The sequence below is a fragment of the uncultured Pontibacter sp. genome, assembly GCF_947499215.1.
In the GTDB taxonomy this organism is placed as follows: Bacteria; Bacteroidota; Bacteroidia; order Cytophagales; family Hymenobacteraceae; genus Pontibacter.
Genome location: NZ_CANMNI010000001.1, coordinates 278,927 through 295,057 on the forward strand (window position 1 = coordinate 278,927; position 16,131 = coordinate 295,057).

Sequence of the window (16,131 nt, forward strand, 5' to 3'; positions counted from 1 at the left end):
ATGGAGACAGCAAAAAAACTAGGCTTTTACTTTTCGTTAGTGTCTGGCACACTAATGATTCTGATTACATTGCTGTCGCTGATTTACGACGTTCGGTTCTGGTATCTGAAAGCACTGGATTTTCCCAGAGTGCAGGTGTTGGTTGGCCTTCTCCTCTCACTTATCCTATTTGTGGCGGTAAATAACCGGTGGAAGCTCCCAGCTTATTTATTTATGGCTGGGTTGATTAGCTCTATTGCCCTGCAAACCCATTTTGTATTCCCATATACCAGATTAGCAAGTGAGGTAGTAGAAACCTTGCCCCCCGCTTCAGCGGAAAGCAGTCAAACCTTTAGCCTGTTGGTTGCTAATGTCTGGATGAAAAATAAGCAGGTAGCTGACTTCCTGAAAATCGTGTACGATGCAGATCCAGACATCGTGCTGGTGATGGTGACAAACAGTTGGTGGATAGAACGCCTTTCCCCTCTTCATAAAATTTATCCGCACAAAGTGGTTTACCCGCTGGACAACACGTATGGAATGGCACTATATTCCAAACTGCCGCTGCATAACTCGCAGGTAAAATTCTTAAAACACGAGCAGGTCCCTTCTATACACACGGAGGTAAATATCTCCGGCAAAGCATCTTTTGTCTTACATGCGATGCACCCGGTACCACCCAAGCCTAGCAAGCACCCGGATAATATTGGAGAAGAAGAAGTAGAACTCCTTAAGGTAGGCGTAATGGTGAAGCAAAGGCAATTACCGACGGTGGTAGCTGGAGATTTTAATGATGTCGCTTGGTCTAATACATCCCGCTTATTTGGTACCGACAGTAAACTTGGTGACATACGCATCGGGCGCGGGCTGTACAATTCCTTTGATGCTACTTCCTATATCATGAGGTGGCCGCTGGACCACATCTATGTGTCCGATGAATTTAAGGTGCTAAACTTGCAAAAACTTCCCAAGTTTGGATCAGATCATTTCCCTATATATGTTGAACTGGCACTTACGGAATAACCAGATAGTTTGCGCAACAGCAGGTATAGAGGTGAATTAGTATTCACTTCTCCTTTTAGCCTGTTCCTGCAGTGCTTTAAGTTCATGCTCGGCTGCCTTTAACCTGTTTTTTGCAGCTTTCTCGCGTTGCTGCGCTTCTTCTGCTAAACGCTGCGCCTCAAGCACTTCTCGTTCTAACTGTTCTACTTCTCGTTGCTGCGCTGCCACTGCCGGGTCATCAGACATTCTGCCGCTTCCAGTTAGGGCTGAGCAGCTAAGCATTAGCGGGAGAAGCAGCATGATACAAAAGTGTAAAATTGATTTATGTGTAAGTGTTTTCATAGTCTCATATTTTATATACAGTAGTTGTCTACGACTACTGTAACATATATGGTTCATTTTATAACACTTACAATTTACGGTTGATTTCTAAGCCTCTTAAACACAGAGCCAATCGGCTCAGATATGTAATTGGGATGACCATACTCTATAGAATCTCTTGGGATGATATAACTTTATAAATCCACTACACCTTTCTATTAATTAAACCATGCATCTGCTAGACATTTCATCTGGTTAGCGTCAATTTCAGCACAAGACAAATAGAATTGCCTACATACCTGCCCTCACCTATTCTATAATTATATTTAAACCTTAACTTTGTAGCTAGAAATAAAAAATAAGCATGCTTCACTTCTTTTTTAATCAGCCTTATACAGTTTACGCCGTACAAACCGAGCGGGAACTAAACGATACCGACATCCAAAAACTGGAATGGTTATTCGGCAACGCCACTCTAAAGCAGGAAACTGCGCTGAGTGGCTTTTTTGTTGGTCCACGTGCTGCCATGGTGACGCCTTGGAGTACCAATGCGGTGGAAATCACCCAAAACATGGGGATCGAAGGGATCATCCGCATTGAAGAGTTTAAAATCGTTGCAGAAGATTTCACGAATTTCGACCCAATGCTTTCTCAAAAGTACAGCAGTTTGGATCAGGAAATCTACACGATTGCTATTCAGCCCGAGCCTGTGCAGCCCGTTGAGGATATTGCAGCCTACAACAAACAGGAAGGCCTGTCGCTGAGCGAAGAGGAAGTGGACTACCTAAACCAACTGGCTGAAAGACTGGGCAGACAGCTTACTGACTCCGAAGTGTTCGGATTCTCGCAGGTGAACTCTGAGCACTGCCGCCACAAGATTTTTAATGGCAAATTCGTGATCGATGGCGAGGAGAAAGAGAGCTCGCTGTTCAAACTGATTCGCAAAACATCCGAAAAAAATCCGAACGACATCGTTTCGGCCTACAAAGATAACGTGGCCTTTATTAAAGGGCCGGTGGTGCAGCAGTTTGCACCGAAACGTGCTGATATACCTGACTTTTATCAAGTGAGTGATTTCGAATCGGTTATTTCGATCAAAGCGGAAACGCATAACTTCCCGACTACGGTAGAGCCCTTTAACGGAGCCGCTACAGGGTCTGGTGGTGAGATTCGGGACCGACTGGCCGGTGGACAGGGAGCGCTTCCGCTTGCCGGCACAGCGGTGTATATGACCGCCTTGTCGCGCCTTGAAAAAGACCGCCCATGGGAAAAGGCCACACAGGAAAGAAAATGGCTGTACCAGACACCAATGGATATCCTGATCAAGGCCTCTAACGGTGCCACTGATTTTGGCAACAAGTTCGGGCAGCCGCTCATAACGGGTTCTGTGCTAACCTTCGAACATGACGAGAAATCGGATGAATTAGAATCACCACGTAAACTGGGCTACGACAAAGTGATTATGCTGGCTGGTGGCGTAGGCTATGGCAAAGCGAACCAAGCGTTGAAAAAGCATCCGAAAACCGGCGATAAAATTGTGATCTTGGGCGGCGAGAATTACCGCATTGGTATGGGCGGTGCCGCCGTCTCTTCTGCCGATACCGGCGAGCATGGCACAGGCATTGAGTTGAACGCGATCCAGCGCTCTAACCCCGAGATGCAGAAACGTGCCGCCAACGCCATACGCGGTATGGTGGAGAGCGAGCATAACCCGATTGTTTCGATTCACGACCACGGTGCCGGCGGCCACTTGAACTGCCTTTCGGAACTGGTGGAAGAAACAGGCGGTAAAATAGACCTTGACAAATTGCCTGTAGGTGACCCTACCCTATCGGCCAAAGAGATTATAGGCAACGAGTCGCAGGAGCGTATGGGATTGGTAATCGGCGAAGACGACATTGCCACCCTCCAAAAGATAGCGGACCGAGAACGTGCGCCGATGTACACCGTAGGCGACGTAACCGGCGACCACCGCTTTACCTTCGAATCAGCCACCACGGGTCAGAAACCGATGGACTTGGAGCTAAGCGACATGTTCGGCAGCTCGCCTAAAGTGGTGATGAACGACAAAACAGTAGACAGATCCTACCAGCCGGTAACCTACGATCAAAGCCAACTGCATACTTACCTCGAGCAGGTGCTGCAACTGGAAGCCGTTGCTTGTAAAGACTGGCTTACAAACAAAGTAGACCGTTGCGTGGGTGGCCGTGTGGCGAAACAACAATGCGCCGGTCCGCTGCAATTGCCGCTAAACAACTGCGGTGTGATGGCACTTGACTTTCAGGGCAAGGAAGGTATAGCCACTTCCATTGGGCATTCCCCTATCTCAGCCCTGATCAATCCGGCAGCGGGCAGCCGCAATGCCATCGGCGAGTCTTTATCAAACATCGTTTGGGCTCCGTTAAAAGACGGTTTGCAAAGCGTATCGCTTTCAGCCAACTGGATGTGGGCCGCTAAGAACGGAGGGGAAGACGCCCGACTGTACAAAGCGGTGGAGGCCTGCTCTGATTTCGCGATTGCTTTAGGCATCAATATCCCGACAGGCAAGGACTCGCTGTCCATGAAGCAAAAGTACAAGGACGAGGACGTAATTGCGCCGGGCACAGTAATTATATCAGCAGCAGGAAATTGCAGCAACGTGCGCCAAGTGGTGGAGCCGGTACTGCAGCGTGATGGAGGAAATATTTACTACATCAACCTATCGAATGATGCCTTCAAACTGGGCGGTTCTTCTTTTGCACAGGTAGTAAACAAAATCGGCAACGAAACCCCTGATATTTCCGACGCGGGGCTGTTCAAGAATGCCTTCAATACTCTACAGCAGCTTATCAAAGAAGGTAAAATTGCCGCAGGCCATGACATTGGCAGTGGTGGTTTGATCACAACCCTGCTCGAGATGTGCTTTGCAGACAATAACTTAGGCGCATCTATTGATCTGACATCGCTAGGTGAAGTGGATAGCATGAAGGTGCTGTTCGCGGAAAACATCGGCGTGGTGTTTCAGGCTCCAGCAGAAGTAGAAGAAACGTTGAAAGCGAACAATGTACCGTTCCACAAAATAGGTACCAGCACTGCTAGTGCTTCTTTGGAGCTGAAAAACGGTGATGATGCTTACAGCTTCGATATTGCGCAGTTGCGTGATACTTGGTTTAAGACCTCTTACCTGCTCGACATCAAGCAAAGTGGTCCGCAAAACGCCAAAGATCGTTTCGAGAACTACAAGAAGCACGAACTGATTTACAAGTTCCCCGAGGGATTTGACGGCAAAAAGCCGGCTATCGATAGTTCCAAACCAAGAATTAAGGCGGCTATCATCCGAGAGAAAGGAAGTAACTCGGAGCGTGAAATGGCCAATGCCATGTACTTGGCTGGCTTCGACGTGAAAGATGTGCACATGACCGACCTGATCTCCGGAAGAGAGACACTGGAAGATATCCGCTTCATCGGGGCTGTGGGAGGCTTCTCCAACTCCGATGTACTGGGCTCTGCTAAAGGATGGGCTGGTGCCTTTATGTATAACGAGAAGGCAAAGAATGCCATTGAGAACTTCTTTAAGCGGGAAGACACCTTATCGGTAGGTATATGCAACGGTTGCCAGCTGTTTGTGGAGCTCGGCCTCATCAACATGGACCACGACAAGAAGCCGAAAATGCACCACAACCTAAGCCAGAAACACGAAAGCATCTTTACCTCCCTGACCATACAGGAGAATAAATCGGTTATGCTTTCCAGCTTAGCCGGCTGCACGCTGGGTGTTTGGGTATCCCATGGCGAAGGTCGCTTTAGCTTCCCACATCTGGAGGACAAATACCAAATCGTTTCCAAATACGGGTATGATACCTATCCGGCCTGCCCGAACGGCTCTGACTACAACACGGCCATGCTTTGCGATGAAACGGGTCGCCACTTAGTGATGATGCCACACATCGAGCGCTCGCTTCTGCAGTGGCAGTGGGCGCATTATCCTAAAGGCCGTCAGGATGAAGTATCTCCTTGGATGGAAGCCTTCGTAAATGCAAGAAAGTGGCTGGAGGCTAACGGCAAATAATAGAAACGAGATAATACGGTTGCCTGACACAACCATAGTTTAAGAATGCTATAAGTCGAAGCCTTTCTGTTTAAGAATTACAGCCCGGTCTGGTTCCTAAACAGGAAGGCTTCTTCGTTAGCACCTGTCGTATTGAATAGGCACGCTAGTGACTATTGCCTTTTTCCTGTTGCAGCTATATGAAAGATAGAATGTTTGAGTACTTCGATACCGTTCACCGCATATCCCCTGCGGCTCAACATGCCATTGCTGAAATATCAACAGAGATATCACTTCCCAAAAACAAAGACCTCCAACCTATCGGGCACACTTGCAAGACCATTTACTTCATGGTGAAAGGTATAGCCCGTATTTATTATTACAAGGACGGAGTGGACGTAACTGAGAGTTTTGAGTTCGAGAACGCCATCATCGCAAGGGTGGAGAGTCTATTTAGCGGAAGACCGTCTCGAAAGGGCATACAAGTAGTGGAAGATGCGGAATTGGTCGCCATAGATGCCAATAGGCTTTTCCAACTTTATGACAAGTTCCCAGAGATCGAAAGATTGTTCAGGAAGATATTCGAAGCAGATTATGTGAATCTGGTAAACCGATTGGAAAGCATTCAATTCCACACCGCTGAGGAGCGTTACAACGCGCTGGTCGCTGAATCACCTGAGGTGCTGCAGCGCATCCCCCTAAAACATATCGCTTCCTATCTGGGTATCACACAGGTAAGCCTAAGCCGCATCAGAGCGAAGAAATGATTATTTAACATATGTAAAATGCTCCCTTTTATATCCAAGGTACCTTTGTAATTATACACAAAAGGATACTATGGAACATATAAAGCTTGGACTGAAAGAGAACTGGCGGCAGTTTACGCTGCTGGTTATCATCAACGGCTTTGTGGGCGGTATGGTCGGCTTGGAGCGCTCCATCCTCCCGCAGATAGCAGAACAGGAATTCGCCATCGCAGCCAAAACGGCTATCCTTTCCTTCATCATCGTATTCGGCATCGTCAAAGCCATCACCAACTACTACACAGGTGCCTTGGCAAACCGATTCGGCAGAAAAAATCTGCTGGTGGCTGGCTGGGTAGTAGGCATTCCCATCCCGTTCATGCTCATGTTCGCGCCGGACTGGAACTGGATAATCGCGGCCAACGTGCTGCTGGGCATCAACCAAGGCTTAGCGTGGTCAAGCACGGTAGTGATGAAGATCGACCTTGTGGGTGAAAAACAACGTGGCTTTGCCATGGGATTGAACGAGTTCGCCGGCTATCTCTCGGTGGCTATAGTTGCCTTCCTGACAGGCTGGATAGCAGGTGAATACGGTATCAGACCATACCCCTTCTATCTCGGCATTGGACTGGTGATACTCGGACTGTTCGGCAGTATTTTCCTGATTAAGGACACCAAGCACCATGTCGCCAAGGAAACTACTACAAGTAACGTCCCAAAGCTGAAAAGCATCTTTTGGGACACGACTTGGAAAGATAAAAACTTAGGATCTGTGACTCAGGCAGGTCTGATTAACAACCTGAACGATGGCATGGCGTGGGGTATCTTCCCGATTATGCTGGCGGGCAGGGGTTTTACGTTGGAGCAGATCGGTATCGTTACCGCTGTATACCCTGCCGTGTGGGGACTTGGTCAACTGTTCACGGGAAAGATGGCGGACGTGTTCTGCAAGAAGAACATGCTCTTCATCGGTATGCTGCTGCAAGCCGTGGCGCTGGTGGCGCTGGTTTGGGCCACCTCCATGTGGCACTTCGTGGCACTCTCCTCTGTGCTCGGCTGGGGTACGGCAATGGTATACCCTACCTTTCTGGCTACCGTGGCGGAGTTCACGCACCCGCAGGACAGGGCGCAAAGCATCGGCATCTTCCGACTCTGGCGTGACTTGGGTTATGCCATCGGTGCCATTCTGACAGGCATCATCGCAGACCTTATAAGCATCAATGCGTCCATCCTGTTTATCGGAATACTAACCTTCCTATCTGCGGGAATCATCTTCTACAGGATGCACTGCGCTGACGAAAGGTACTTGAAAGTTGCCGATCACCTTGCAGGTGGCACCAAACATGCACCCGTCTGAACGAGGTATCCATAAAACAAAAGCCTGAGTATAACATTCTACTCGGGCTTTAAACGATTTTTTACGTTTTTACTCTATTACAGTAACTTGGCGTGTTTCAGCCAGTTTCCCATTGATCAGGAATTTCAAGGTATAGTCCCCGCTCGTTGATGGGTCGAATAGCACATGCACAGTTTCTTCCGCCATTACTGCAGCGCAGACCTGACTTCTATCTTCAATTACAATGTTGTAGCTGTAGGTCATCCCTGAAACTTTCTTCTCTACCTTGCTGATGGCATAGCACGGATTAGGTTTCTGGATCAACACGGCGATTTCTTGGGGTGATTTAGTATAGGATCTCTGATTCATAGTGATCTCAAGAACTTTGGATTCCGGCGAAGCATCCTCCTGCTTATCACAGGATACTAGTAAAATAAGCAAAAGGGGCAGGTAGAGGTAGGTTAAGGTTTTCATATTGGTTGTGGTATGGTTTTCAAATAGGTGACCCACAATTGAATACCGTAGTTGCATCGAGCTACTTGCTAACTTTAAACTATACCTTAGTCAACCTGTCTGAATCCCTTCTTATGCCAACTTTAAGCACCATCTTGTTGAAATACTTCTTAGTTTTGCATGGCAGCCTTATCCTTATCGGCAAAATTATTTAAAACAGTCTTCAAGAGCCCGAACAGATGTTGTCGAAAAAGACGAAATATGCTTTCCATGCACTTTCTTACTTGGCGGAAAATCAAGAGAGAGGTGCCGTACTTATCCAAGAAATCGCTTCCAATAAAAACATCTCCCACAAGTTTCTGGAAAACATCCTACTGGAATTGAAGAAAGCAGGCATCTTGGGCAGCAAAAAAGGCAAGGGTGGCGGCTACTACCTCATCAAAAAACCCGAAGAAATCACGCTTGCCAAAATAATCCGCCTACTAAACGGACCGATAGCTTGGCTGCCTTGCGTGAGCCTTAATTATTACGAAAAGTGCTCCGATTGTCCCGACGAGGCTACTTGCAACATGCACATCATTATGTGTCAGGTTCGTGATCAAACCTTGGGGGTTGTCGAAAACAAAACCCTCTCCGACCTTATCAAGCAAAAGTAACTGTCTCACAGCTTGCTAAATATCTTATATAGTAAATTTTGATTTTTTTTGGCTCATTACCCTACAAAGTTGGTAGACTTTGCATACTTTTGAAGCTCAAAGCAGAACCATGCTACTAGACCAACATCTTCAGAAAGCTTTCAGCAAAGGGGCCGACCCAAAGAAGGACAGTAAATTCAAGAGTGTTGCCAAGGCTGTTTCTTGGCGAATCTTAGGCACATTCGATACGATTGTTATTTCTTACCTGATCACCGGAGAGCTGAAAATGGCTTTTTCGATTGGCTCTATTGAAGTGTTTAGCAAAATCCTGCTCTATTATGTTCACGAACGGGTTTGGGAACGATTCACAGTAAAAAACGAAGCCAATGAACTTAAAAAATCAAATACCGTCGCTGCTTGAAGAATTGGCAGGCCTGTCGCTATCCGACTCCTTAGCATGGTTGGCAGGTAAATTCCCCGGTAGAGTTGCTTTTTCCACCGCGCTGGGTCAGGAAGACCAAGTGATCACGCACGCCATCTTTTCCGAAAAAATTCCCATCAGAATCTTCTCGCTCGATACCGGACGCTTGTTTCAGGAAACCTATACTCTTTGGAGTGAGACAGAGCGAAAGTATCAAAGCAAAATTGTCCCCTTCTTTCCAGAAGCCCCTGCCGTGGAGGCATTTGTTACTGAAAACGGAATAAACGGTTTCTATAATTCTGTCGAAAACCGCAAAGCCTGCTGCCATGTGCGCAAAGTGCTTCCGCTTACAAGAGCGCTGCAGGAGGTGGATGTTTGGGTAACCGGACTGCGTTCTGGACAGAGCGCCAACCGCAGCAATTTCAATCTGTTGGAGTGGGACGAGGCTTTTCAGGTGATCAAATTCAACCCGATCATCAACTGGTCATTTGACGAGATGGTCTCTTATCTACAGGAGCATGATGTCCCTTACAATAAGCTGCATGATCAGGGTTTCATCAGCATAGGCTGCGCTCCCTGCACCAGAGCGATTCTTCCGGGCGAAGAGCCGCGCGCTGGCAGGTGGTGGTGGGAACAGACCCAGAAAGAGTGCGGTCTGCATGCCAATTACTTTCAAAAATAACAACGCTATGGCTATACATACTGAAGTATTTCCTACCGAATTAGAAGACGAAGCGATTTACATCATCCGCGAGGTTGCCGCTCAGTTCGAGAAACCCGTGCTACTGTTTTCCGGCGGAAAAGACTCCATTACACTGGTGAGGCTTGCCCAAAAGGCGTTTTACCCGGCAAAAATACCATTCCCCCTGCTACACGTCGACACGGGTCACAACTTTGAGGAAACCATCCGTTTTAGGAATCAGCTGGTGGAAGAGCTGGGTCTGGAACTGATCGTGCGCTACGTGCAGGACAGCATCGACCAGCAAAAAGTGGTGGAGGAAACCGGAAAATATGCCAGCCGGAATGTATTGCAAACCGTCACGCTGCTCGATGCAATTGAAGAGTTTGGCTTTGACGCCTGCATCGGCGGCGCCCGACGAGACGAAGAAAAGGCCCGCGCCAAGGAGCGGATTTTCTCAGTACGCAACGACTTCGGCCAATGGGATGCTAAAAAGCAGCGACCGGAACTGTTCGACATGCTGAATGGCAGAATACATCTGGGCGAGAATGTGCGCGTCTTCCCGATAAGCAACTGGACGGAGCTGGATGTATGGAACTACATCAAAGAAGAGCAGCTGGCTATACCTTCCATTTACTACGCACACGAACGTGAGACTTTTGAGCGTGACGGGCAGATCCTCCCCTATTCAGCTTTTATGACGGTTACAGAAGACGAACCTATAAACACACGAATAGTTCGCTTCAGAACGGTTGGCGATATGACCTGCACAGCTGCTGTAGAGTCCACAGCCGTTGAGATTGATGACATCATCGATGAGATATTGAGTGCCACGGTATCAGAGCGGGGCGCCCGCATAGACGACAAGCGCTCTGAGGCAGCCATGGAAAAAAGAAAGCAATCAGGATATTTTTAAGGTATGGACGTTCTAAAAATAGCAACCGCGGGAAGTGTGGATGATGGGAAAAGCACCCTGATCGGCCGACTCCTGTTCGAGACCAATTCGATCACCACCGATAAGCTGCAGGCGATTGAGGCCAGCAGCAAAAAGAAAGGATTGGACTATGTGGACCTGTCACTCCTTACTGACGGCCTGATAGCGGAGCGGGAACAGGGCATCACCATTGACGTGGCTCACATCTACTTCTCCACCCCCAAGCGCAAGTTCATCATCGCCGACACGCCGGGGCACTTTGAGTATACCCGCAACATGGTCACCGGTGCCTCCAACGCCAATGTCTCCATGATTTTGGTAGACGCCCGCAATGGTGTGGTAGAGCAGACATTCCGGCACTTTTACATCTCCTGCCTGTTGCGTATACCTAAAGTGATCGTTTGCGTGAACAAGATGGACCTTGTGGGCTACACGCAACAAACCTTCGAGGAAATTAAATCTGAGTTCATGGCTTTTGCCGAGCAGGTGCGATTCGGAGGACAGGAAATAAGCTTTATACCGGTGTCTTCGCTATACGGAGGAAACCTTTTGAACCCGTCAGAGCACATGCCTTGGTATGAAGGCGCTCCTTTGCTCAGCTTACTGGAGCAAGTGCCACTGGAGCAGCAGCTGTCGGAAGAGGCAGGTCGTTTTCCGGTGCAATATGTCGTACGGCCGAAGTCAGAGGAATTCCACGATTACCGCGCCTATGCGGGGAAAGTAGCCAGCGGTCTGCTGCGCAAAGGAGAGCGGGTGGTCGTACTGCCAAGCGGACAGGAAACCACCATTGCCAAGATCGAGAAGTTTGGTCGCGAAATAGAGGCTGCGCAGGCCAAGGAATCCATCAGTCTATTATTGCAGGATGACGTCGATATTAGCCGCGGCGATATGATCGTGCCGCTTAATCAGCTGCCGCAGCAGAGCAGGCAACTGGAGGCCACCGTCTGCTGGATGGACAAGAAACCGCTGCGCGTGGGTGGCACTTACCTCGTGCAGCATGGTGTAAATGTTGCCAAAGCCAAAATAAGCGCGCTCTCCAATTTGGTAGATGTGGTTACGCTAGATAGGCAAGCTGATATAAGCGAACTAAAGCTGAACGAAATCGCCACTGTGCAACTGAGAACGGCGAAAGAAATCTTCTATGACGCCTTCGCCGTTAACAAAGCCAACGGCTCTTTCATCCTCATTGATGAGCAGACAAACGCGACAGTTGGTGTAGGGCTCATTAACTAGTACAGGTATAATAAAAGAGGGAGGGTGAGACAGTATTGCCTGTCTCACCCTCCCTCTTTTATTTCTTGTCACCAAACTTAGCCTCGGCTTTATACCTCCACATGCGCAAGTATAAGATTGCTTACCCCTGTCACCACCATATCGACACCAATAGCGCCGAGGAAAAATCCGTTGATGCGCAAAAGCAGCTCCATGTTCTTGTCAAATGCCAGCCTGACTTTTTTGGAGTGCATGCTGTTGCGTATCTGCTTTAACCCCATGATAACAGCATAGTTCGTAAGCACAATGATAGCCAGCGCCAGCACTCCCTGCCATAGTACCAACCGTTCAGACATCAGAACAGTGAGTGAGATAGTACCGGCCCCGACCATAAAAGGCAACGCAATTTCTGAGGCCAGATCGTGCAAATCCCCTTTGATCTGAATAAAGGCTTTCTTCCCCTGTACGATAAAAATATAAGCAAATGAAAACAGTACTATACCACCAAAAATCCTGAATGACTCAAAGTTGATCCGAAATACTTTCTGAAAAACCATGTCGCCAAAAAGGAGGAATACCAAAAATATGGAGAAAGAAATCACAGAAGCTTTCAAAAAAACAGAGCGGAAATCCGCATCTGACAGGTCCTGCATAATAGGCTTCAGGTAAAGGAAGAGGGCAAAGGGATTCAGCATTACAAGAAAGCTAAATATTGCTGCGATCATAGATTCTTTTTTGGGTTTATCTGCTATCTGTTACGGGGCACTCTACAGATAGATATAAGTTTATTTCCCCTTGCCCCCTTCTCACAATGGCACTTTCGGATACTGACGAATTTCTACCTCTTTTCCATTTTTACTATTAAGCAAACGACTTGGGCGGTTATTTTGCGCCACTTCGTGTGCTTTGGCAAGCGCATCTTCCTCATCCTCAAATGCCTGCACCAGCTTTTTATCATGGTCTAGTACACACCACTGCTTCTTATCCTCATTCCACCGAACACGGTAAATGTTATCTTCGACAGCTTTTTTGTTCCTGATCAGGTCTAGGATGATTTTACCATCGCTGGAGTTTCCGTCAGGGTATGGCATCGGCAGCAGTGCAAAAAAGATGTAGTACAAGGAGAAGTATGTGAACTGATAGGTAAAAATAGTCGCCTCCAGCATATCGTTCTCTATCAGGTGAATTACAATAACCGCCGCAATAGCATTGAACAGGGAACCACCTGCGAAAATGAGAATATTGGAAAGGCGTTGTCTGCGTTTTAGATTATCGAACGAACAGAAGCCATACCAAAAGTAATACTGGCGCACTTCGATTATCCCTATTCGAAATAATAGTCTTCCGCTGCCGATGATAACTTTTATGTTTTTGCCTCCCATGAGCCATGCAAAAAACACATGCCCCAATTCATGTAGAAAAGAGATGACGGGAAGCACAATGAAAAAGGCTAAAAAGAACTTCGGAATATCTTGTAGTCCAAACATAACACTCTGTTACGATTCCTGAGAATTGAGTTGTCGGTTCCTTTTTAGCTGCAATAAAAACGATGTTCCGTCTAGCATGCAGCTTAATCAAAACATTAGAAATCTTTCTTGACTGCTTTGATCGACTGAATGATTATGCTTGGCATCAAGGCTGTCACGACAATTAACCCCCATACCCTAGGTTCAAGATCATGGAAGGAAAGTATATCCGACACATAAGGTATAAAATAAGCTGCCACAAGCACCGCCACACATAAGGCCAGCGCCATCCAGATATATTTATTACGCGTGACTTGATTATCAAAGAGTTTTTCTGTCCCTTCGCGCATATTAAAAACATGAAGTAACTCTGCTAAGGCCAAACTGAAAAAAGCAATATTGTTCGTAATCTCCTCAGGCATGTCCCATACAAAATGCCCGAACAGATAAGCACCTGTTACACAAACGGCTATAATGAAACCGTATAAGCCTATTTGAATCCAGTTATACCTTGTTAGAACAGGCTCTTCGGGATTCTTCGGGGACTTTTGCATCACATCTGGGCTTCCCACCCCAATACCCAGTGCCAATGCAGGGAAAACATCTGAAAGAAGATTGATAAAAAGCAGCTGCAGCGGTAAAAGCGGCAGTGTAAAGAGCATGAAACTGATAATGGCAATAACGATAATCTCGCTGAGGTGGTAAGAGAGTTGGTACATGATAAATTTCCGGATATTCCCGAAAATAATCCGCCCCTCTTCTATGGCAGTGACAATTGAGTTGAAAGAATCGTCTTTCAGTACCATGTCTGACACCTCTTGGGCTACCTGTGTGCCACGCTTTCCCATGGCAATCCCAATGTTGGCCCGCTTTAGCGCAGGGGCGTCATTCACGCCATCGCCTGTCATGCCTACGATCTCGCCTTGCTCCTGAAAATGTTTGATTAGCTCTAACTTCTGACTGGGATCAACCCTTGAGAAAACCGGTGTCGTGACTAGTTTTTCGTTATGATCCTTCTCCAGTTCTTGCTGAAGATTCTTTCCATGCAGCACCGTATGGTCGCTCTCGTTGTCCTGATCCAACAGCTTTACCTGCCAACCAATATTAACGGCCGTACCGGGATGATCGCCCGTCACCATGATCAGTTTTATACCTGCCTCCTTACACTTCTCAATAGCGCCCGACACTTCTTTTCGTGGCGGGTCCAGAAAGCCAATCAAACCAGCGAATGTAAGCTCATTCAGGAAATCCTCGGCCTCTTCACCGTCAGGAAGCCGATCTGTCGATTTGTAAGCGAAGCCCAGTACACGGAGGCCGTTATTTGCCAGCTCCTCATTTCTGCTTAACCAGCGCTCTTTATCTTCTTTCGATAAGGACTTTTCCTCACCGTTCACCAACAGCTTGTCAGACCTATTCAAAATAGCACCTGCGGCCCCTTTTCCAGCCATGTAAAAATGATCATTCTCAGCATGAACCGTTCCCATCACCATACTTTCAGAATCGAAGGGATCATGCAGTTTACGCTCCAGTTTGCGCTGTTTTTGGTAAAAGTCTTCGTCGTACTCCCTTGAGAAATGGAGCAGGGCAACCTCTAAAGGATCTCCCTTCCCTTGGCTCTCTACCTCCTCTTCATCCTTTTCCGCCACTTCGTCTTTGTCCACTGCCATTGACTGCTCCCCCTTAAGACTGGCATCATTGGCGAGTACAGCAATTTTCACAATATGATAGAAGTTTTCCTGATCTTCAGGACTTTCAAACCCATCTACTGTTATTCTTCCATCCTGCCCATGCCAGTCCACCTGTTCTTTGGTTTCCTCGGGGAAATAAAGCGTGTCTACGGTGAGTTTATTCTGGGTAAGTGTGCCTGTTTTATCTGTGAAGATGACAGTGGTTTCACCCAGCGTTTCCACAGCTGCCAGCTTTTTAACAATCACATTTTTTTTGGCCAGACGCAACATTCCTCTAGCCAACGCAATACTGGCCACAATAGGCAGCCCCTCTGGTATGGCGGCCACCGTCCAGGCTATGGCAGTCTGTATGAGCGGGTATAGTTCTTTTCCAGAAATCCATCCAAACAGGAAGAAGAGGGCTGCGAGAGTCAGTGTAGCCCAGATCAGGTTTTTGGCTAAGCCATTTAATTTCTGGTTTAGCGGCGTTTGCTCCGCCTCCTCCTCACTTACCATGGCCGAAATATTGCCCAATTCAGTCTGCATGCCCGTCGCATACACCACTGCTTTACCCGACCCTCCCGTCACCGCCGTCCCTTTGAACATCACGTTGGTCCGGTCAGCTACCTGTGTTTCTCCTTCCAACGCTTCAGCATTCTTCTCCACCGGCACCGACTCCCCAGTAAGTGGCGATTCATCTATACCCAGCTCAGCAGCTTCAATGATGCGCGCATCGGCTGGCACCAGATCGCCTGCCTCCACTACGAGTATATCTCCGGGCACAAGTTCCTTCGCATCAATTTCCTCCTTCTTGCCTCCGCGAATTACCCGTGCCTCTATCACATCCATCTCCTTGAGTGCCTCCATGGATTTAGTAGCCTGATACTCCATCCAGAAACCTATGCCTGTATTAATAAGAATAACAATTAATATAAAGACCGCCTCCGGAATGTCACCAAAAGCAAAGGATATAACTGTCGCCGCCACCAGCAGGTAAATCACAGGGTTCTTAATCTGAGATAAAATGATGTCCCCAATACTTCTCTTGTCTTGTTCCTCCAGTTGATTTTGGCCATATTTTTCCTGTCGATTCCGAACTTCCTCCCTGCTAAGGCCCTGCTCTGAATCGGTTTGTAGCGCCACAACTATCTCCTGCGGGCTTTTCTGATAAGCATGCTCCACCGCTGCGCTATTATCTGACGTAAGATCCTGACTTTCCTTTTCCATGAAGAGATAACTATACCTATTCTATTATA

The 16,131-nt window shown here is 47.6% G+C and carries 14 protein-coding genes; 9 read left to right on the forward strand and 5 right to left on the reverse strand.

Annotated elements, in window-relative coordinates; all coding sequences use genetic code 11:
- Nucleotides 1–1,002, forward strand: coding sequence for an endonuclease/exonuclease/phosphatase family protein (locus Q1A04_RS01230; RefSeq protein ID WP_299700085.1), 1,002 nt, complete (start codon nucleotides 1–3; stop codon nucleotides 1,000–1,002).
- Between the two features lie 36 nt (nucleotides 1,003–1,038).
- Here the strand turns inward: Q1A04_RS01230 and Q1A04_RS01235 are convergent, their stop codons facing one another.
- A complete protein-coding gene (locus Q1A04_RS01235; protein WP_299700088.1) occupies nucleotides 1,039–1,323 on the reverse strand; it encodes a hypothetical protein in 285 nt (94 codons plus the stop codon).
- A gap of 343 nt (nucleotides 1,324–1,666) precedes the next feature.
- Here Q1A04_RS01235 and purL point away from each other — a divergent pair, with 343 nt between their 5' ends.
- The 3 genes from purL (at nucleotide 1,667) to Q1A04_RS01250 (ending at nucleotide 7,429) form a co-directional block, all read left to right on the forward strand.
- Nucleotides 1,667–5,350, forward strand: a complete 3,684-nt coding sequence (gene purL, locus Q1A04_RS01240) for a phosphoribosylformylglycinamidine synthase (RefSeq protein WP_299700091.1) — start codon at nucleotides 1,667–1,669, stop codon at nucleotides 5,348–5,350.
- A gap of 179 nt (nucleotides 5,351–5,529) precedes the next feature.
- On the forward strand, nucleotides 5,530–6,096 hold the full coding sequence (locus Q1A04_RS01245) for a Crp/Fnr family transcriptional regulator (RefSeq protein WP_299700094.1): 567 nt from the start codon (nucleotides 5,530–5,532) through the stop codon (nucleotides 6,094–6,096).
- 70 nt (nucleotides 6,097–6,166) lie between these two features.
- Entirely contained in the window at nucleotides 6,167–7,429 is a 1,263-nt protein-coding gene (locus tag Q1A04_RS01250) for an MFS transporter (RefSeq protein ID WP_299700097.1), read from the forward strand.
- Between the two features lie 69 nt (nucleotides 7,430–7,498).
- On the opposite strand, the gene Q1A04_RS01255 is transcribed toward Q1A04_RS01250, so the two are convergent.
- The gene (locus Q1A04_RS01255; protein ID WP_299700100.1) at nucleotides 7,499–7,882 is read right to left on the reverse strand and encodes a hypothetical protein; all 384 of its coding nucleotides are present in this window, start codon (nucleotides 7,880–7,882) and stop codon (nucleotides 7,499–7,501) included.
- Nucleotides 7,883–8,100: 218 nt separating this feature from the next.
- Here Q1A04_RS01255 and Q1A04_RS01260 point away from each other — a divergent pair, with 218 nt between their 5' ends.
- From Q1A04_RS01260 to Q1A04_RS01280, 5 genes are all read left to right on the forward strand, one after another.
- Nucleotides 8,101–8,517 carry an Rrf2 family transcriptional regulator gene (locus tag Q1A04_RS01260; RefSeq protein WP_299700102.1) on the forward strand — a complete coding sequence of 139 codons (417 nt, stop codon included), beginning with the start codon at nucleotides 8,101–8,103 and terminating at the stop codon, nucleotides 8,515–8,517.
- 109 nt (nucleotides 8,518–8,626) lie between these two features.
- Nucleotides 8,627–8,917 (forward strand): DUF2061 domain-containing protein, encoded by a 291-nt coding sequence (locus Q1A04_RS01265; protein WP_299700105.1) that lies wholly within the window; start codon nucleotides 8,627–8,629, stop codon nucleotides 8,915–8,917.
- Nucleotides 8,883–9,599, forward strand: coding sequence for a phosphoadenylyl-sulfate reductase (locus Q1A04_RS01270; RefSeq protein WP_299700108.1), 717 nt, complete (start codon nucleotides 8,883–8,885; stop codon nucleotides 9,597–9,599). The genes Q1A04_RS01265 and Q1A04_RS01270 overlap by 35 nt, the downstream gene beginning before the upstream one ends.
- Before the next feature lie 7 nt (nucleotides 9,600–9,606).
- Nucleotides 9,607–10,512 (forward strand): sulfate adenylyltransferase subunit CysD, encoded by a 906-nt coding sequence (gene cysD / locus Q1A04_RS01275; protein WP_299700111.1) that lies wholly within the window; start codon nucleotides 9,607–9,609, stop codon nucleotides 10,510–10,512.
- Between the two features lie 3 nt (nucleotides 10,513–10,515).
- Complete coding sequence (locus tag Q1A04_RS01280; RefSeq protein WP_299700114.1) at nucleotides 10,516–11,763, forward strand: GTP-binding protein; 1,248 nt, start codon at nucleotides 10,516–10,518, stop codon at nucleotides 11,761–11,763.
- A gap of 89 nt (nucleotides 11,764–11,852) precedes the next feature.
- Here the strand turns inward: Q1A04_RS01280 and Q1A04_RS01285 are convergent, their stop codons facing one another.
- From Q1A04_RS01285 to Q1A04_RS01295, 3 genes are all read right to left on the reverse strand, one after another.
- Nucleotides 11,853–12,467: a MarC family protein gene (locus tag Q1A04_RS01285; RefSeq protein WP_299700117.1), complete on the reverse strand. Its 615-nt coding sequence runs from the start codon at nucleotides 12,465–12,467 to the stop codon at nucleotides 11,853–11,855.
- An 81-nt stretch (nucleotides 12,468–12,548) separates the two neighbouring features.
- On the reverse strand, nucleotides 12,549–13,229 hold the full coding sequence (locus Q1A04_RS01290) for a site-2 protease family protein (RefSeq protein ID WP_299700120.1): 681 nt from the start codon (nucleotides 13,227–13,229) through the stop codon (nucleotides 12,549–12,551).
- Between the two features lie 95 nt (nucleotides 13,230–13,324).
- A complete protein-coding gene (locus Q1A04_RS01295) occupies nucleotides 13,325–16,102 on the reverse strand; it encodes a cation-transporting P-type ATPase (RefSeq protein WP_299700123.1) in 2,778 nt (925 codons plus the stop codon).
- Nucleotides 16,103–16,131 lie beyond the last annotated feature (29 nt).